Genomic DNA, 18,589 nt, shown 5'->3' with positions numbered 1-18,589 from the left:
GAAATAATATGATATACGATAAATGATATGTAATTCTTCAGTTGCGTTTGTTGAAATGCAAATTTTAGAAATTTAAGAAATTTAAGAGATTTGAGAAATTTTAGTGATTTTAGAGAGTTGAGAAATTTTGGAGATTTGAGAGATTTCGATATGTTAAGAATTTTGAGAGGGCACGTGTCAGGTCCTCGTCCGAGGGGAGATCAGAGATCCATGAAGGCTCTATCCCCCTGATCAGAAAGTCACCAAAGAAGGATTGCCACCCGACCCAAAATCGCCTTCAACTGCGCACTGCGTACTGTGCGCTGCGCACTTCGTCTATCTCCTGCGCACTGCGTACTGTGCGCTGCGTACTTTTTTCCCTAACATTGCAGCCCCAATGCCTGTTCCAGATCTTTCTGGCCGACCGCCTTCTGGGCTCCGGTGGCCATGTCCTTGACGATGATCTGATCTTTTTCCAATTCCTCGGGACCGAGTAGCAGGCAGGTCTTGACCCCAAGTTTGTTGGCCTGGCGCAAGAGACTCTTGACACTCTTGGTTTCGAAACTGACCTCCCCGGAAAACCCCTTGTCCCGAAGATTCTGGGCGATAAGCATCGCCTTGTTCAGGGCCTGCGTGTCCAAAACGGCCAAAAAGAAATCGAGCTGGGGAGTACCGATTCTGTCCAGCAGCAGGGCAAGGCGTTCCATGCCGCAGGCAAATCCCAGTCCCGGGAGATCCGGACCGCCGAGCTGCTCGACCAGGCCGTCGTAGCGCCCTCCTCCCGCCACGGAGGACTGGGCGCCGATATCGGTGGAAACCACCTCGAAGGTGGTCCGTTGATAATAATCCAGACCGCGGACCAGACGATCATTATGCATATAGGCAAGTCCGGCCTGATCCAGAATGGACAGAACCGTGTCAAAATGCTCCCTGCATTCAGTGCACAGGGAATCGCTGATCCTGGGGGCATCCTTGACCAATTCCTGACAGGCCGGGACCTTGCAGTCCAGCACCCGCAGCGGATTGGTGGCCGCCCGCCGCTGGCAGTCTTCACAAAGCTGCGACTGATCCAGCCCGTTCAGAAAAGCCTTCAGCCGATCATGAAAGACCGGTCTACACGCCCTGCACCCCAGAGAATTGATCTCGATGGACAGCTTGTCCAGTCCAAGCGCCTTGAGATACGACCAGACCATGAACATGAGCTCGGCGTCGGCCTGGGGAGCGTCTGTCCCGACAATTTCCACATTGATCTGATGGAATTGACGCATACGGCCTTTTTGAGGACGTTCGTACCGGAACATGGGGCCGCTGGTGAACAGTTTGGCGACGGGGTTGTGGGAGTAGATCTTGTTCTCGATGAAGGCCCGGATCACACCGGCAGTGGCCTCGGGCCTGAGGGTCAGCGAACGGTCCTTGCGGTCCGGAAAGGTGTACATCTCCTTCTGGACCACATCGGTTTCCTCGCCAATGGACCGGGCAAAAAGCTCGGTCTTTTCCACCAGGGGGAGCCGGACCTCCTGGCAGCCGTATCTGGAAAAAATTTCCCGCGCTGTCTGCTCCATGAATACGAACTTGTCGCTTTCAGGGGAAAACAGATCGGCAAACCCTTTGATCTTTTGAATTTTAGACATAATGACAGGATGTTGTAAAAGGGGGGAAAGAAAAGGGCAGCCTCCAGTAAATAAAGAAACGTATTTGTTTAGTAGATGATCCTCTGGATGTCAAAAAATCCGCACTTGGCGCATGGGCCGGAATATGTTTTAACAATCAGGATGAGTTACTAAAAAATCGTGTCTGAAACCTTCTCGAAGCCTTAAGGATTGCATATGCCGAATACAGACACCCAGACAACCTTTTCAGTTGTCGGCAAATGGACCCTGTATTGTATGGGGATCGGCCTGGTTGCCGGTCTCGGAGCCATGATCTTTCATGTTCTCTGCGATCTGGGGTTTCATTTTTTCATGCACCAGCTGGCCGGCTACCATCCGCCTTCCCCGGCCGGCGAGCATTCCATGCTTGCCCAGCCCCAGAATGAACTTCTTCGGTACATGCTCCTCATTCTGCCCTGCATCGGCGGGCTATTGAGCGGATTTCTCGTCTATACCTTTGCCCCCGAGGCTGAAGGGCACGGTACGGATGCGGCCATCGACGCCTATCACAACAAGGGCGGGCTCATCCGGGCGCGGGTTCCTGTGATCAAGACCATTGCCTCGGCCATCACCCTGACTTCCGGGGGATCGGGCGGCCGCGAGGGTCCCATCGCCCAGATCGGAGCCGGATTCGGATCCTTTCTGGCCACCAAACTCAAACTTTCCCGCCGCGAACGACGGATCATGCTGGCAGCAGGCATGGGCGCGGGCATTGGAGCCATTTTCAGGGCCCCCCTGGCAGGCGCCCTGTTCTCGGCCGAGGTTTTGTACAAGGACCCGGACATCGAACCCGAGGTGCTCATCCCCTCGGGCATGGCCTCGGTGGTCGCCTATTGCGTGTTCTGTTCAGTCTTTGGATGGGGCTCTCTGTTCCACTCCCCGGGCTTCACCTTTCAAGACCCCGTGGAGCTCTTCCCGTACACCATCCTGGCCTTTGTCGTGGCCGGGTTCGGCTGGCTCTATGTGCGCTCCTTTTACGGAGTCACGGGACTTTTTCGAAAATGGAAAATCCCCAATCACATCAAACCGGCCATAGGCGGACTGCTCACCGGGATGATCGGATTCTTCCTCCCCCAGACCCTGTCCTTTGGCTACGGCTACATGCAGCAGGCCATCAACAACGAGCTGACCATCTTTTTTCTGCTGACCATCTGCATCGGCAAGATCCTGACGACATCCTTCACCATCGGCTCAGGCGGCTCAGGCGGGGTATTCGGCCCCTCCGTGGTCATCGGCGGGGCGGTTGGAGGGGTTGTGGGAAAAGTGACCAACATGATCATTCCCGGAATGGTCAGCCATCCCGGCGCCTTCGTAGTCGTGGGCATGGCCGGATTTTTCACGGCCGTGTCCAACACCCCCATCTCCACGATCATCTTCATCAGCGAGATGACCAACTCCTATCACCTGCTCCTGCCGAGCCTCCTGGTCTGTTCCATCGCCTACATGATCTCCAGGAGATACACCATCTATATCAAACAGGTGCAGAACAAGATCGACTCCCCGGCCCATGCGGGAGATTTCTTCGTCGATGTCCTGGAAACCATCCGGGTTCGCGATCTCAAGGAGCGCTTCGTTCAGCCGACTCTGGTCCGGGACGACATGCCCATGTCCACCTTCAAGGAGATTTTCAGCCACACCAAGCAGCATTATTTCCCTGTCGTGGATCAGCAGAACCGGTTCGTGAGCATTTTCTCGTCCACAGATATCCGGGAGATCCTGTTCGAAAAGAATCTGGACGATCTGGTAGTCATGGGCGACATCGGCACCAAGGAGATCATCGCCACCACACCGAGCGAAGACCTGAATACCGTGCTGGGCAGATTGACCATCAGAAACATCGACAGTCTGCCCGTGGTCAAGGAAGGCGACCCCTATACCTTGCTGGGCATGCTTCCAAGAAGGGCGGTCATAGATTTCTACAATCAGCGGGTGGAAGAGGTGAAAAAGAGAATGGAAGAGGTGAAAAAGAGAATGGAAGAGGAATAAAAGGAGAACTGAAGTGCGCAGTACGCAGTGCACAGTGCACAGAAAAGGCGGGGAGAGGCGGTAAAAAACTCGACAGCACAGAGGGGACTGAGCTTCTTTTTTCCGATTTGTAACTATTCAGAAGTCGCCCAAAAGACGCAGGTCATCTTTGATCGTCATCCCGGACTTGATCCGGGATCTTGTTCGACTGGGCAGCTGCTTGTTCGACATACAATGCCCGAGACCCTGGAGATCCCGGCCTGCGCCGGGATGACGTGCTTACGACATCCGTTTCAACCCTACTGAATAGATACTCCGATTTTTCCCTTTGACCGGGACTCATCGACCGCAGCCAGTTGCTGAAACGCTCTTTCCCCGATCAAGCCGGTTGCGAAGCGCTTTAGCTGCTTTCAGAAATTCAGATCCCAAGTCATTCAAAAGCTGCAAAGCCGGGATCAGGGAGAGATATTTTTCGCTTATCTTAAATATATTTAGTACCTTACTCGTGAAAGTCTGCCATAAAAAACAAGAAAATTCCATAACCGCTTGAACTTAAATCCTAAATCATAAAACCTAAAACTGCGGCTCGGCCGCATTAGCGGATTACACCCAATGCATGCCAATAGGGTTTGAATCCCGATTCCACAATATTCGCAATAAGCATCAAAAACGGTTTATAATCATTTTTCCTATGGGCGGTATCCAAAGCTTCGTAATACTCCAATCGCTTTTCCACAGGCAGGACAGCGGGCGGAAACCCGCTTTTCATCAATTCCAGATTCATCAGCAGCCGTGATGTTCTGCCATTGCCGTCAACAAAGGGATGGATTTTCACACAATCAGCATGAACACGGGCCGCTCTTTCTACCGGATGGAACGATGCCCCCTCGGTTTGATACCAGTTGATAAATCTATTCATTTCACTTTCTACGTGCAGGGCATCGGGCGGCACATGCTCGCCACCTGAAATAATGACATTTGTTTTTCTATAGACACCCGCATTTTTGTCATCGATGTTTTTCAGGATCAATTGGTGGATAGACTTAATCTGCCCTTCAGAGAACGGCTCGTTTTTTCTGACCAGATCTTCCACAAAAAAAATGGCCTCCCTGTGGTTGATCGCTTCAAAATGCTCCCGCATGGTTTTCCCGCCAACCGTGATACCTTCCAGGACAACCTTGGTTTCCTTCAGTGACAGCGTATTGCCTTCGATTGCATTTGAATGATAGGTCCAACGAAGCACCAGATCCTCATGAAGATTGGATACGATCTCTGATGGTAGTGGGCGGAATGAATCAAGCTCTTGTTTTAATAGATCAAGCTTGTTGAAATGTATCATTTGTAGCGTCTCCTGGTTCTAATCGCGGCAGGCATCACAAAACATGGAACCGCAGATGAACACCGAGCAACCATCCGGGGATAAAGTTTGGCAAAGGAGGGGGGCCAGCTTATAATTCCCCCCTCAATCGTCACTATCGTCTCTATCGTCACCGTCCGCCCTGACAATCACCGGCCCCTCCTTGCGCTCCTGTTCCTGTTCGGCCCACCACTGCGCATTCATCCTGTCCTGTGTGGTCTCCTCTCTTTTCGGTTTGCCCTTGTTCTTCCAGATCACAAATCCGACAAAAACGACCATCACCAGAATGCCTATGGATACTTCGCTCATGTGCATGCTCCTTTTGGGCTGTATCCCCCTCCGTAGATACTCTGTTCGAAGGCAAGAATTTTTTTGTCTGTTTTCTGGCTTGTGTACTCTGACCTCTATTTGGCTTGGAACTAACATACAAGGGGCGGACCTTATGTCTGCCCGGATCCTTTTGTCTGCCTCAATAGCGCCAGCGCCCCCAAGAGAGGACATGACGGTTAGTCTCGAATGAGCTGTACTCCCCGATTAGCGGATGTATCAGCACCATATCAATATTGGGCATCAGGGTGCCAAAAGGGTAGGTCACGCCAATTCCGGGGAATACGCATATGGTTGTGGATATCCAGGGGCCAGGAGGCGAGGAGAGTGGCTAGGCGATCAGACCATGAAGAGCCCGCCGCAACTCGCTTGAGCATGGTTTGCACCACTGCCAGGGAAAAATACGGGGTGCCAGGGTCGATATGTTCGTGGGTGTAGCGGACCGGATTTTTGGCCTTGGGAGGAAACGCGTGATTCCAGAACCGGCCATGATGTGCCACATTGTTGCGGATCAGGGTCAGGGCATGGAGCCAGGATGAGAAATGTTTGAAATAGAAATCAAACGGCTTGGCGATTTTTTTACGTAGGGAGTCTTCGCGAATAGCTGCATAGAGCCTGGACCATGTGCCCAGTGGAAGAACTTCGATGACCATCCATGAAGGAGGAAGGTCCGGGGATGAGTATGTTCGAAAATAGTGAGAACACGAGGTGTTTCTTCTGGAGGCTCTTTTGTGACCTGTACATGTGGCCACATTTTCGAGGAATTCATCGTGCCTGTATTGGGGGGTGAAATGCTGCGCATCAAGGTACCAATGTGGTCCAAGACGCTCGCTCATGACATTGGATATGCTGGTTCGTACGGCGATTTCTATCCGCTCCAAGGCATCCATGACCAGAATTCTGAGCTTTCGGTCTGCGATGTAAAGACTCAGAATATTATCAAAAGTGGTGTCCGGGTTGAACCGGTCTTTCTGCGCCTGAAAGGGGATATAATATGCGGAGAGGCGATAATAGCCGATGGTCTGCAGATAGCGCTCTGCCCTGGTGATGTCCGGGATGACCAATCCCCTGTTTTTCAGCAGTTCGATCTGCTCAGATACGGTCAAGGCTGGTTTGCTGAACTCTTTCATGGTTTTTCCCCCAAAAAAATAACCTACCGCCCCCGCTTTCGCGTGTTACCCATGAAACCATGGAGGACGGTAGGTATTATTCAAGTTCAGAAGTATGTATTTAACCGTGCCTTGGGGGACTGTCAACTGGTTTAAAATGGGTTATGACGTCTAAGAATCTGAATTAAGACTTCGGATAACACACACGCCTTGTATAGACTCTACCAAGCACTTTCTCCATTCTGTCTACCCAATAATGCCCGTTATGTTCTAATCACAATCCTGCATCAGCCTGAACATGCAGGAAGGAATGGACAGGGACGATTTTGAACGGTTCTAATTACTCCCCCCGTCTGTTTCCGGACAGGCGGGGGACAACTCCGGATGATCATTTTTTTATGGGATGGAGATTATACCAAGTTGGATGCCAAATATACCAACCGCTGATAGGCCTCCGCCTTGAAGGCGATCTCGAACGAACTCTTGAGCATCTCGGTCATATTCACCTGGAGGCCAACCAGTTTCAATTTCAGCATTCAACAACGAAGCCAGCTGTTCAGGGGCTTCCAATTCTGCAGATACGATCTCTGACGGCAGTGGGCGGAATGAATCAAGCTCTTGTTTTAATAGATCAAGCTTGTTGAAATGTATCATTTTTAGCGTCTCCTGGTTCTAATCGCGGAAGACATCACAAAACATGGAACCGCTGATGAACACCGAGCAACCATCCGGGGATAAAGTTTGGCAAAGGGGGGTCCACCTTATTAGCAGATTGAACTCCGTTGGATATTTGAACCATAAGAAAAAACCTACCGCCCCTGATTTCTCATATTACGCACTTCACGTGCGGGGCAGTAGGTATTGTCCGTGGACTGACTTCATTCAATATATAGCGGAAAGCCGTTATCATTGCAATCGTGCGGTAATGGCTGGAGATCATGCTACAGCTGTTTGAAGATTCGTATCCAGGGACTAGTCCGCTAACTAATCGAGAATAAGGATAAAAACGGGAATAAATCGAAACTTTAGACTTTTTGCAACAACATCAAATCAAGAAAAAGGATTTAGGAGAGCAGCGCTACGTGCTCATCCCTTTCCGACCAAGAATCTTTCGACTCGCTCGATCAAACCACTCTTCAACGAATTCTTGATCTCACACTCCCAAACCACCAAAACCCTCCATCCCAGCTCCTTCAATTTTTCCTCATTCCTCTTGTCCCTTTCGATATTGGCCTTGAACTTGGCTTCCCAGAATTCTTTTCGGGTGCTGGGGGTGGTTGTGTACTTGCATCCATGTCGATGCCAGAAACAACCGTGGACGGATAGCACGGCGTGGTACCTGGGGAAGACGATGTCGGGTGAGCCGGGCAGGCGCTTGTCGTTGACCCGATAGCGGAACCCCCTTCGGTGCAAAGCCTTCCGTAGTCGGATTTCCGGAGAGGTTCCCCGCTGGGGGACACTCCTCATGATTTTCGAACGGGTCGTCCTGTCGACGGTATCCATCAAATTTTCTCGACAATCCTCGTTGTGACCAAGGCATCCAGATGATCTTCCAACATGCCGGGCAAGTTCCCCCCTCGGACAAGCACTCCGAGTTCCATGTTTTTCTCCATGGCCGCCCTTGTCAGGTTCGCACTCGTTATGAAGGCCATGAATCTGTCGGCTACCGCACATTTGGCGTGAACGGCCCCACTCCATGTATCACCGCCGGATTTGGACTCGGCATTCCAAGCGTAAACGTTCGCCGACGGGATTTTTTTCTTGAAGGTGTCGATGGAGTCGATATCGACCCTTCCCCCATGGCTTTTGCTTGACTCCAGCAACAGGTCGATTCGGACATTCCTTCCAACAGCATCCTTTAACGCACCGATAACCGAACTGATATCGTAGGCCACGAAACTGACAATGAACAATCTCCGCCGAGCTGACGTTATCACTTCGAGAAGGACCTGCTCGGTATGTCTGGACGCGACCAAGCCGGTGAAAGGCCCGGTCCAGACCATTTCCACAGCTTCGCGTTTTTCCATGATGGACGCGGTTCCGGATGCCCCGCGCAACGCGGCCGCAATTTCCAGCGGAGTGATTTCAGGTGTTTTTCTCCACTCTTGCTGAAGTTTAACCAGCATCGCCTTGCTCTGGGAGGACCCCGAAGCGGTGACCGCCTTGGAGAATTCGTCCACCGAAGACAGTGACGCTATTCTTCTTGCAACCACTTGGACCCTATCGGGATGAAACTCGATACCGATATCCGCTACCACCTTCCAGAGATCGGCATTCATGACGTTTCCGTGGGAGCATAGGGAGCTGGGTTTTCAGAGACGCAATAATGGTCCTTGGTCATATCTTTGAAGAATCCTGCGTCTTTACACTCGAAGGTACTCACCAGAAGCGCTCTGTCCAAATACCGGTTCCCCCTCTCACAGGAGGTCTCGGCTACGAACGTGCAGGCATGGCAGGCAGCCGCATGCAGTGAGCGGTCATCACTGGGATCGTGTTCCGAACATAGGGGGTCCGATGAGCAGACTGTCGCCCTGTTCAGGGCTTGCTCCATCAGTCGACCGAGATTTTCCGGCTTTCCAAGTTCCACCAACCCTCCCAACGTTCCATCGGAATCCGCAGCAGCGGTATAAACGAGAATTCCGGCTTTGGGTGTATCGCCAGTCCCCGCGTAGATTCTCTCACGGATGCTTGCAGAGTTGTAGCCACATTCGAGCGCCAGTTCCCTGATCAACAAGTGGGCGAGCGTATGGAGCATGACATACCGAATCCCTGGATAACCGACTCCCGGATCGAGTCGCCGAGCATTTCTCCACCCAACATGTCCCTTTTTGATTTTTCGGTCTCGACGCTTGACCGATTCCTGCTCCTCCCACTCGGAAATCACACTTTCTTTGAATCTCAAAAAAATTCCTTCCCCATGAACCTCGCTTGCAGGAACCCATGTCGGGTTACCTCTGCACAATCTGGCCATGGGGGGGCGCTCGTCTTCATCTGCCGATTCTTCCGGAGCTTCGACACGGGTATACCCGACCAGGGCATTCACTTCTCTCAACCGTTCCAAAAGCAGCACCGACTCCAAGACATTGGTGAACGCTTCTGGCCTTTCCACTTTTCTACTCAGAAAATGCGGCCAATCCGTCGGAGGATTCGGAGATATCAGGACATCCCATTCCGGCCCTTTGATGTCCCCCTCGGAAACGACTTCTGTGGAGTTTCCATTCTGGCGATCCTGCACAGCCAACCAAATATCGTCGACTTGATACTTGTCGATTCCGGGCAAACTGCTCGTCTTGACCAAGGTTTTCACGATGGCCTTGATCTCCGTCGCAGACTCGGCGTCCTCGAAATAGTCCCAGCCATCCAGAATCAACTGTGACAGTTCATTTTTTTCCAAAGGAATCGCGAGCACCGAAAGCGTGACAGGAAACCAGCTATTCGTCGCACCCAGGAGCACCGCTCTAGGCTCCGCGTTGCAATCTGAATCGAACGTGTCGAGGTGTGGATGACGGCCTCTACAGGCGGGCAAATTTTCCTTTCCTGCTTTTCCAAAAGCAAAGGCCATCGATTTCTTCGCTCCGCATTGTTTACACTCGACCCACAAATTTTCAGTCTGCAAGGAGGCTCCCTGCTCGTAAAAAACCAGAACGCCCCGACAATCGGAAGGTCCACCATGAACGAACCAGTGCCAGGGAAAGTCATCGAGGTGACCGTTTTTACATGCCAGCAAAAAACGGACAGGTACGGCATCGGATTCTTTTTTCGTTCCCGTACCTTTCTCGCAGTTTCGATGTACGAAATGGGTCAATTCCGGTCTGAATGGATTTTCCTTGAGGGCAAAATTTCCATTGTCGTACTCACCAAGGTATCCGCATCTGACACACCGAAGAAAACGGGGAAACGGCCTCACCGGCACACCGACCTTGCCTTCAGCGGAAAACGGATTTGCATCTTCATTCTGAATGATCGGCGGAATCCTCAAATGAGACACTTGCGGACCGAGGATACGACGAACTGCGGCCAGCAGTCTGGCTTCCTCCACAAGCGTACACCTGTCGGTATCCCATCTGTCCAGCCCCATCGTGAGCACGGACAGGTTCGGCAGGTCGATCAAGGCACCGGGGCCATAGGTCCACAACAGCTGACTCGGCCTGACTTCACCTACGGGTACTGGACCTTTGCTCATGCCTCCCCTCCCTCGGTATCGGCACTTCTGGCCGTCTTGATTCTCCACTCGGGAGACTCCGACAAGGAACCTGTGTCCATGACCAGCTTCACTCCGGGTTCCACTTCACGCATCGACATCGGGACCGTGAATTCATCCCATGCAGCGACGCTCGGCTTTTTCAACAAAGCTGCCACGACGCCCTTGCCCTGTTTGGCTTTGACCCTTTCGTACCCCAGCAAACGACCAGGCTTGCCCGACTCCCTCACCCAGCGGTCGGCTCGATCGGAAACCATGACCTCGACATTGTCTTGAGTTGCTTTCTTGTCGGTAGCTTTCCTGGCCCTGTTCGCCAATGCATCCCTCGCACTCGCAATTTCCGGCGCGGCGACGGAATCGAGCGCCATGGCCCCAAGGTTTGGATTGAACTTGTCATCCCCCAAGCGCATCAAACTCACGAGCGTTCCGGTCAGCCCACGGTCCAAAGCTCTCGGCGCAAAAGGAGTCACGGACTGGGCTTCGACATGTTTGTAGAAGGTTGCATGATAATGCTCGAAGGTTTCGTAATGAGACAGGTCACGCGGCTTCGACCAGGTCAGCACGGTGCAGACCAACCCAGGAAAGGAGCGCCCGACCCGACTCGTGGCCTGAATGTACTCCGCAGTGTTTTTTGGCTGACCGTTGACGGCCATCAGGCCCAAACGATTCACGTCCACCCCAACCGAAAGCATATTGGTGGCCAGAACGATATCGATGGCCCGTGTTTCCCCTCGCTGCCACTTGGAAACGAACCTACCATGCTCCAGCGTCGCGTTGAACTTCACTTCCAGTTGATCGAGTTTCTTCGGTATATCCTTGCTCGAAACACGCGAAGTCAGTTCATCCACGTTTCTGACAGCCCTCTGTTCGAGTCCCGGGCGACTGACATCGCTCATCTGGACCCTGTAGGCACGGGTCTGGACGTCATCCTCGGCAAGCCGTCTCATTCCCCCAAGCTCTCTCAAGGAATTGAAATAGCCGACAACGGTCATGTACGGATCGACGGCTTGTCCAAACCTTGCGAACAGAGATCGAGCAGCCGTCAACATGGCCACATACACCCGAATCAGCACGGCAGGACGTGAACTCCCCGGAGAACAAATTCCCATATAACGTCGCCCAGGCTTGGCATCGATCGGGCGTTGAACCGAAAAGAAGTTGTCTTCAACATCCAGACCATGGGGAGGGAAAACGGCAACCTGTCTCAAGAAGACGTTGTTCACCTGGTCGCCGGCCTTGCGCACCGTTGCTGTCGAAGCGATCACTTTGGGTCGAACCGACTTGCCGTTTACCTGCCACGTAGACAGTTCATCCACTGCCGTTTCGTAAAGTCCCACCATTGTTCCCAGCGGTCCGCTGATGAGATGGAACTCATCCTGAATGATCAAATCCGGAGGCCGAATCGGCATGATGTCCTTCACAGCCACCCTCGGAAGACTCCCCTTGGCGTGGTGATTGCCGTTACATCCGGCATCCGGCCAAAGCAGCCCATGCCGGGGGCATTCCTGTGTCGCACGGCCGAAAAGAGTTCGAACTTGTCCACGCCAGGCCATCATGGCGAATTTATCCACCGTGGCGATCAACATGCTTGGCGGATGCCTATAGATTTCATCGTCAACCACCAGCGCGGGAATTCCCATCCCCCTTGATTCACTCCGTCCAAAATCACACCGTCCGAGTTTGTCTCCGCAGTATATGAGCGTACGGCCGGTATCCTTGTTCACATCGATATCACGGCCCTCGGCAATCTCGGCTCCACACCACGGACAGGTGGTCAATTGAGCCGGAGAATTGCTGCCATGACGTTTTCCGTCCCTGAAATTCTGAATGGCCTGATGCGCATCTTCGGTCGTTCCGGGCGTCACCCGGTTCCCGACCCAAAGTCCGATGGTGAATGGAGTGGAGCCCCATTTTTCGGGATCTTCACGGCGAAGGACCTCCATGGCACAGATCAAGGTCGTGGCACGTTGGAACTGCTGGAGGGTCAACAGGCGAAGAGTGTACCTCATGATCACTGCAAGCCCCCGGGTTCCATCCAGACCCCCCATTTTCCCTTGCAATCTCCGAATGGCCATGGTGAAAGCGGCAACCCCAAGATACGCTTCCGTCTTGCCACCCCCAGTCGGGAACCACAAAAGATCGGCATAGGCATCCAGAGGCTCTGTTCGATCCTGGTGCTCGGGATTGGCCAGAGCAGGCAGGGAAAGAAGCATAAAGGCCAACTGAAACGGCCTCCACGACCTGTTTTTACGAACGTTCAACGTGTCGAGGGAAGGCTTCTCACCACGTCTTGTTTGCAAGGCGTACATACTGCGAACACGTTGGAGCGCCATGGCGCGGTTGGCAAAACGAAACGCCTCAAGAGCATCTGCATGCGTTTTCAACGTCTCGATTCCTTCTTTCAACCTCTCCAAAATTTGAGAACAACGATCCATGGCCGCCGATGCCACGCCGTCATAACCAACGACATCGACGCCTATGCGCTCCCTCTGTTCCGATATCCACAGCCCGTAGTCGTCTGTCAGTATCTCGAGTCCGGCGACAAGAGCGTCTCTATCCAACTGTGCAAGGTTCTTCATATCGAGAAAACCTTCCGCAATCATCTGCCGCATTGCCGGGCGATCCTCTTCGGCCACTCCAGGTGTTTCCGTCACCGGCACCTCATATTGAGGAAGGATGGAAGTCTTGATTTCGACAGCATGTTCCGTATCATTCTCCGCCGTGGTCGCATGAACGGAAATGCCATGCCCCACAGCGAACTCCACCTGCTTCCTATAAATCATCTCAAGAGATTCGCGTTCCTCATCGGCTCCGTCGGAATCAAGAACCGGTCGTCTCCTGAATATGGGTCTATTTTCAGTATCCCTTACGATCAACTCCGGCTGAAAGACCCATATCTGATCTTGATTCTTGCTCTTTTCAGATAAATTTTGATTGTTCACGAAAAAAAGCGTGACGAGCCGATCCCCGTTCTCCAAAGGGATACTGGTCGAACCTTGAACCAAGACCTCCGGGCAATTCTTGTCTATAACAAGAGGTCCGATCTCCCGTCTGTCCATCGGAATGACAGCCGTGCCGCCTGAGGGAATACGCTTCCAGCACCGAAACGGTTTGTCTTTTTTCTCGTCGATTCGTTCGCTATCCGTTCTTTCGTAACGTCCCCAGAAGGCCCTGAGCTCGACCTGGGTGACCCTCGAATCTATACAAAAAGTGAAGCCAAAAGATGAAGGTACAAGTGATTGGTTGATCGATGCGTTGATTTCTTTAGACCCTTCTTGTTCATCATCGCCTCCGGCACCGGGCAAATCGTCATCATCCACGATAACCGTGTTTTGAGGAGCAAGTTTACCGACCAAATAGCGATCTCGAACGCTCATGCCGACAATCTCTTCCTCCGGCCCATTTGCAGGACCAAGAAGATCATCCATTATGGCTGCCTGCATCAATTCACGAAGGTATGACTGTTCGTGAGGAGTGTCACCCGAAATAGCAGGAAAAGTCGACCAGCTCGCACCGGTCGTCGTTTTCAGAGCATTCTCGAACAGCGCCCAATCCAGCCGATTGATCGGTGCCTTGTTTTCCGGAACGGGTATTGTCTGCTCGTCCAGTGTGGCCGCCGGTGATGCAGGTAGATAGCCGTCGAAATAGAACGATGTGTCCTCGAGCGAATAGCGCTTCCTGAAGACTCGGCCCACACCGATCACGGTGAACTTTCCGTCACGCTCTTCGGTGACCAGCATCGCGTCTTCCGTCTGGATGCCGCGCAGACTGGAAGAGCCGAAGTCGATGGTAAGCACATAGCCATCGAGGCAGGCTTCTTCACCGAGCCTCACCAGCCATGCGTTGTTATTTCTTCCCGAAGGCACCGGCGGGGTCTGTTCGGGAGTCACATTGTCATTATCAGTCATTTACAAACCTCCATATCATTTCGACCCCTTCGGTGAAGCGTTCATGAAATTGAACATATCCATATTGCCGTCGTCTTTGGGCGGGGATGTTTTCTTTTTGCGGGGAGTCGAGGTCTTCTTTTTCTTTTTGTCGTGCAGCCCTTGGGCGACCTCTTCCTCGTAGCGTTCGTGATTCAGTTTGAGCAGGCGTTGCAGAACTTCACGCCGGGCTTCTTCAGAAATGGTAAAGCGGATGCCTTGTTTCGTTTCATGGAATCCATGACCAAGGTCTAAATCATCCCAGCCATAGGCGGCCGCAACAGCTTCATCCATTTGAACATGGAGCTCACGGAAGAGTAAAACATCGTCTTCTATGTTTTCGGGCAAATGCAACAAATTGTAGAGGTCAGTTAAACCAATATTTCTTGCTTCTTGTAATGCATCGCGAAGTCCATGATATTTTCTCCCGACGTCCCCCAAACTGGTCAAAGATTCAGGGAAAGGAAACGTTTCAAAACAATCTGATACATTGTAACGTGGTCTGTTTTCGAGTTTTGAACCATTGGTAATGGCCCATGTATGATGTACTGAAGATTGAAGTAATGAAAATGTGGAAAAATCATCGAATGCAAATACATTTAGAGCGTTAGAATAAATGTATGAGGCAGGTAGAAATGCAAACATGTGATGCTTGCTTACTGCAGATGCGACTAACACCTGCTTAAGTCCATTTATAGCCTCGTACAATTCCACTGTTGGACCGGTAAATTTCCACCATAAATCACGGCGTTGCTTTGCCATATTGTTTTTCGGGATGATTTTATCCCGTTCAGGCTTAACCCGTTCCTTAACTATATCCAGAGCGAGTGGAAATTTTTCACAATCCTCCAAACTCCAATTTTTGAAATAAATTACTCTCCTTCCAGGAGTAAGTTTTGGTGAGGTGTTTAATTCTTGTCCGTTGATAAACGGGAAAATAACATCCGTATATGTAGTTGATGCGCCAATTAGCTGTTCTGCCTCTTCATTACTGAGAAAAAATCCATCGCCCAATGGTACTGAGCCTTTAAAGCATTTTGACTTGTTTTGCCAAAGGGTGTGTACCGTTGTTAAACCTTCAAATGGCTCTAAGCTCGTGGAAATTTGAGGTACGACTTCTTTGTCTAGTACCCAAATTCCTTTCCACTGTCCTTTAAATAAAAAAATGTTAGAAACTCGAACATTTGCAGAACCTGGCCAAACAACTTCTGAATTTGCAGAATAAAGAGACACCCCATTGGCTGTCAGATAATCAAGGGTAGTCTCTTTCGTGTCAGCTTCAGAAATAGAATTTGTCGTAATGAGGCCCAAGGTACAATTTGTCTTTAGTAACTCTGCAGCCCTTAAAACAAAGTATGAACATAAATCAGCATTCTTTTTAGCATGAGGCCACTGCCTCTTCAAAAAATGGCTAAATGGCACTGAAATACGAATTGAGATCCTTAGTGCCCATAGAAAAGGAGGGTTACCCACAAAAGAATCAAATCCACCACGCTCGAAAACCTCCGGGAACTCCAATGCCCAATGAAAAGGCTTCCTTGGTGGCTTGCCTGCCGGAAGGTCTATACTCAGTGACTTTCTCGCCTCGGCAATGATCTTCCGTCCGGTCTCGTTGTCGCCTTCGATATAGGCGGCCGCCCATGTGGACAGGTTGTCCATGGCGGCACCCAACGCTCGCTGGTTTCCACCGGATGCCAAAGCTTCGCCGATCATGGCGTCGGCAATGTGTTCGATATGTTCCAACTTTTGCCGGGCCTCCTGATCCAGCCGCTCCATGTATTGAACGTCCCGGATATCCCGAATCGGGGTTTCCCGGAGCTGTTTGCGTAACGTGAGCGCATCAGTGACCGCCGCTTCAATGTTGGAAGCAAACATGGATATGGTCTTCTTCTTTTCCGGATGCAGCGAAAACTTGGTCAACTGTTCCAGCTTATGCAGTCCAAGTAGACTGTCGCCGGAGCGCAGATTGTGGTCGAGAAAGCCGAAGGGTCTGCCCTTGGCCAGCGTGATCAGCCAGATGGAAAGCTTGGCCAGCTCCACGGCCAATGGATTGAGATCGACACCATACAGGCATTTTTCCGCGACCAGACGCCGGGCGATCAACAACCGTTCGTCCAGCGAGTCCGGCATCGGCTCTGCGCTGCCTGCCGACTCGAGCGCGACACCGTCAACGGTGATGAATTTTCCCTGACCCGCTTCCTTACCCCATGCTTCGACCAGTCGTTCGGACAACCAGCGGCAGACCTGAACGAGAAAGGCTCCCGAACCCATGGCAGGATCGCAGATTTTCAGTTCCAGCAATTCGGTCGATGACTTCAGCAGCCACTCCTCACGCGGCTTGCCTTCGGCCGGGCCGACATAGGCCACCGGTTCGAGGGTGGTCTCGACGATGCTTTCCGTCAGGGATTTGGGCGTGTAATGTGTACCGGTCTCCCGCCTGTCTGCACCGAGGGTGACGGCAAAAGAATGGGCACGATAAACGATGAATTCTCCCCATGCATCGCTTCGAAGCAGATGGGCGAAGGGTTTCAGGCGAGTGGCCAGTTCCATGTCACCACCGCAGACCGTGACGATCCTGCCGAAGATGACGTCGTCCACCTCCTTGGCCAGTGCGTTGCCGATGGCGCTCTTGCTTCTCGAGGTGGTGGCTTCGACGATGGATACCAATGCTTCTTCACCATCCAACCGAGCCGATTCGAGTTCGGCGAGTGCGATGTTCGGATTCTTGGCTTTCTGGGAGCCGATCAGCCCAAGGGTATCTTTTTTCAATCTGCGAACGGTATGTTCCAACAGACCTTCGTAGACATGTCCGATCTGCTCGACATCCAGTGCCTTGTAGGAGAGCAGAAGCGCTCCGCCTCGTTGTTCCAAGACCTGCAACGCTTCGAGCAGCAACAACACGGTTCGATTGTCGATAGGAAGTGGCTGTGCTGGTGTCTCCTGCCAATGTGTTCCCTTGGCACGGCCTTCCAGAAACGGAAAACGGTCCGGGTCGAAAAGCGATCCACCCAATGCGGGCATCCGCAGAGATTCATGTTCGATACCGCCATAGACAGCCCTGAACACGGCAAGCAGCCGGGTCCAGGCATCGTGCCGTCTTTCCAGAATTTCATCACCATGCTGAACGCGCTCTCCGTCAAGCTGGTCTCTCAGTGTGACAATTGCATAAAATTGATCGTAAACCTGATCTCCGAGAAGCATGAGTCCACGTTCCTCGGCACAAAGAACGAACACCAGCCGCATCATCACCGTCAAGCCTGCTTCGTAGAGTTCCGCAGGTGGAACGTCATGCAACAGCTCCCGGTTTCTGTCCTGGTCCGCCTTGTCCAGACATTGCACGAGCACCTCGACGGCACGCTTGACCTGTTCGCCGAGAGTGTCCGTCACTTCTTCGTGGTGCTGGAGAGATTCTTCCAACATGACAGGAAGGGTCTCTTCTTCGGGACCGAACCAGCGCCGCACGCCCAACAAGGACTGAAACGCTTTCAAGGTCACCGGCTCTTGAAACCAGAGACGAGCGTACCACGACACATAAGAAGAGGTGCTGCCCACCGGGGCATTGACCAGCATCCAGCGCTCGCCGTTGGTGACGAGCCCGAGCCGAACGGCTTTGTCCCGGCACAGCAGGGTCATTCGTTCGAAAACCGGAACCGGCCAGCCATCGCCGATCTTCACCTTTTCCAGATCCGTGCCTTCGGGCATGATGGATACGAACAACATCGGGGAACTGCCTCCATCTGCCCGTAGGACAAAGTCGGGCTTGAATTGGCCATCCCCTTCCGGAGACTTGTAAGTAAATTCATCGGATGCGGTTTCGAGTACCGAATCCTCGTATTCCAGCAGTTCGTCGAGCACCAGTCCGATCCAAGCCCGGTGCAGTTCGGGAAGCTGGGGATCGTCTTCCTGGACGGCATCACGCCATTCTTCGTATGCGGAGCGGATGCGTTTCTTCCTGTATGTTTCCAGTGACTCCAGCCCCTGCGGGAAAACCTTTTCCAGTACGGATACGGCCAGAAAAGGACCTGAAACTTCGATCATCGAGAGCCATTCGGTATGCTGTGACATGTTCTTCATTT

Annotated in this window: 11 protein-coding genes; 1 reads left to right on the top strand and 10 read right to left on the bottom strand. The window is 52.2% G+C overall.

The features are described 5' to 3' along the window. Positions 1–359: 359 nt before the first annotated feature. Positions 360–1,610: a histidine--tRNA ligase gene (gene hisS, locus ACTVJH_RS00590; protein ID WP_455986400.1), complete on the bottom strand. Its 1,251-nt coding sequence runs from the start codon at positions 1,608–1,610 to the stop codon at positions 360–362. A gap of 195 nt (positions 1,611–1,805) precedes the next feature. On the opposite strand from hisS, the gene ACTVJH_RS00585 reads away from it, so the two are divergent. Next, positions 1,806–3,614 carry a chloride channel protein gene (locus tag ACTVJH_RS00585; RefSeq protein WP_455986398.1) on the top strand — a complete coding sequence of 603 codons (1,809 nt, stop codon included), beginning with the start codon at positions 1,806–1,808 and terminating at the stop codon, positions 3,612–3,614. A 574-nt stretch (positions 3,615–4,188) separates the two neighbouring features. On the opposite strand, the gene ACTVJH_RS00580 is transcribed toward ACTVJH_RS00585, so the two are convergent. From ACTVJH_RS00580 to ACTVJH_RS00540, 9 genes are all read right to left on the bottom strand, one after another. Beyond that, the gene (locus ACTVJH_RS00580) at positions 4,189–4,932 is read right to left on the bottom strand and encodes a Fic family protein (protein ID WP_455986396.1); all 744 of its coding nucleotides are present in this window, start codon (positions 4,930–4,932) and stop codon (positions 4,189–4,191) included. A 123-nt stretch (positions 4,933–5,055) separates the two neighbouring features. Then, entirely contained in the window at positions 5,056–5,259 is a 204-nt protein-coding gene (locus ACTVJH_RS00575; protein ID WP_455986394.1) for a hypothetical protein, read from the bottom strand. 248 nt (positions 5,260–5,507) lie between these two features. Then, positions 5,508–6,407 (bottom strand): Abi family protein, encoded by a 900-nt coding sequence (locus ACTVJH_RS00570; RefSeq protein WP_455986392.1) that lies wholly within the window; start codon positions 6,405–6,407, stop codon positions 5,508–5,510. A gap of 375 nt (positions 6,408–6,782) precedes the next feature. Further along, positions 6,783–7,040: a hypothetical protein gene (locus tag ACTVJH_RS00565; protein ID WP_455986390.1), complete on the bottom strand. Its 258-nt coding sequence runs from the start codon at positions 7,038–7,040 to the stop codon at positions 6,783–6,785. A gap of 432 nt (positions 7,041–7,472) precedes the next feature. Further along, positions 7,473–7,889 carry a very short patch repair endonuclease gene (locus ACTVJH_RS00560; RefSeq protein WP_455986388.1) on the bottom strand — a complete coding sequence of 139 codons (417 nt, stop codon included), beginning with the start codon at positions 7,887–7,889 and terminating at the stop codon, positions 7,473–7,475. Further along, on the bottom strand, positions 7,889–8,665 hold the full coding sequence (drmC, locus tag ACTVJH_RS00555) for a DISARM system phospholipase D-like protein DrmC (protein ID WP_455986386.1): 777 nt from the start codon (positions 8,663–8,665) through the stop codon (positions 7,889–7,891). Before drmC ends, ACTVJH_RS00560 begins: the two co-directional genes overlap by 1 nt. Further along, positions 8,662–10,569: a DrmB family protein gene (gene drmB, locus ACTVJH_RS00550; protein WP_455986384.1), complete on the bottom strand. Its 1,908-nt coding sequence runs from the start codon at positions 10,567–10,569 to the stop codon at positions 8,662–8,664. Before drmB ends, drmC begins: the two co-directional genes overlap by 4 nt. Beyond that, positions 10,566–14,495: a DISARM system helicase DrmA gene (gene drmA / locus ACTVJH_RS00545; RefSeq protein WP_455986382.1), complete on the bottom strand. Its 3,930-nt coding sequence runs from the start codon at positions 14,493–14,495 to the stop codon at positions 10,566–10,568. Before drmA ends, drmB begins: the two co-directional genes overlap by 4 nt. 15 nt (positions 14,496–14,510) lie before the next feature. Then, on the bottom strand, positions 14,511–18,587 hold the full coding sequence (locus tag ACTVJH_RS00540) for an Eco57I restriction-modification methylase domain-containing protein (RefSeq protein ID WP_455986380.1): 4,077 nt from the start codon (positions 18,585–18,587) through the stop codon (positions 14,511–14,513). Between the last annotated feature and the right edge of the window lie 2 nt (positions 18,588–18,589).

The sequence above is a fragment of the Desulfoplanes sp. PS50 genome (assembly GCF_053851535.1).
This window is presented reverse-complemented; position numbering and strand designations above follow the sequence as displayed.

Coding starts and splice junctions, on each gene's coding strand:
- hisS (WP_455986400.1), bottom strand. CDS start 1,610: ATGTCTAAAATTCAAAAGATCAAAGGGTTTGCCGATCTGTTTTCCCCT.
- ACTVJH_RS00585 (WP_455986398.1), top strand. CDS start 1,806: ATGCCGAATACAGACACCCAGACAACCTTTTCAGTTGTCGGCAAATGG.
- ACTVJH_RS00580 (WP_455986396.1), bottom strand. CDS start 4,932: ATGATACATTTCAACAAGCTTGATCTATTAAAACAAGAGCTTGATTCA.
- ACTVJH_RS00575 (WP_455986394.1), bottom strand. CDS start 5,259: ATGAGCGAAGTATCCATAGGCATTCTGGTGATGGTCGTTTTTGTCGGA.
- ACTVJH_RS00570 (WP_455986392.1), bottom strand. CDS start 6,407: ATGAAAGAGTTCAGCAAACCAGCCTTGACCGTATCTGAGCAGATCGAA.
- ACTVJH_RS00565 (WP_455986390.1), bottom strand. CDS start 7,040: ATGATACATTTCAACAAGCTTGATCTATTAAAACAAGAGCTTGATTCA.
- ACTVJH_RS00560 (WP_455986388.1), bottom strand. CDS start 7,889: ATGGATACCGTCGACAGGACGACCCGTTCGAAAATCATGAGGAGTGTC.
- drmC (WP_455986386.1), bottom strand. CDS start 8,665: ATGAATGCCGATCTCTGGAAGGTGGTAGCGGATATCGGTATCGAGTTT.
- drmB (WP_455986384.1), bottom strand. CDS start 10,569: ATGAGCAAAGGTCCAGTACCCGTAGGTGAAGTCAGGCCGAGTCAGCTG.
- drmA (WP_455986382.1), bottom strand. CDS start 14,495: ATGACTGATAATGACAATGTGACTCCCGAACAGACCCCGCCGGTGCCT.
- ACTVJH_RS00540 (WP_455986380.1), bottom strand. CDS start 18,587: ATGAAGAACATGTCACAGCATACCGAATGGCTCTCGATGATCGAAGTT.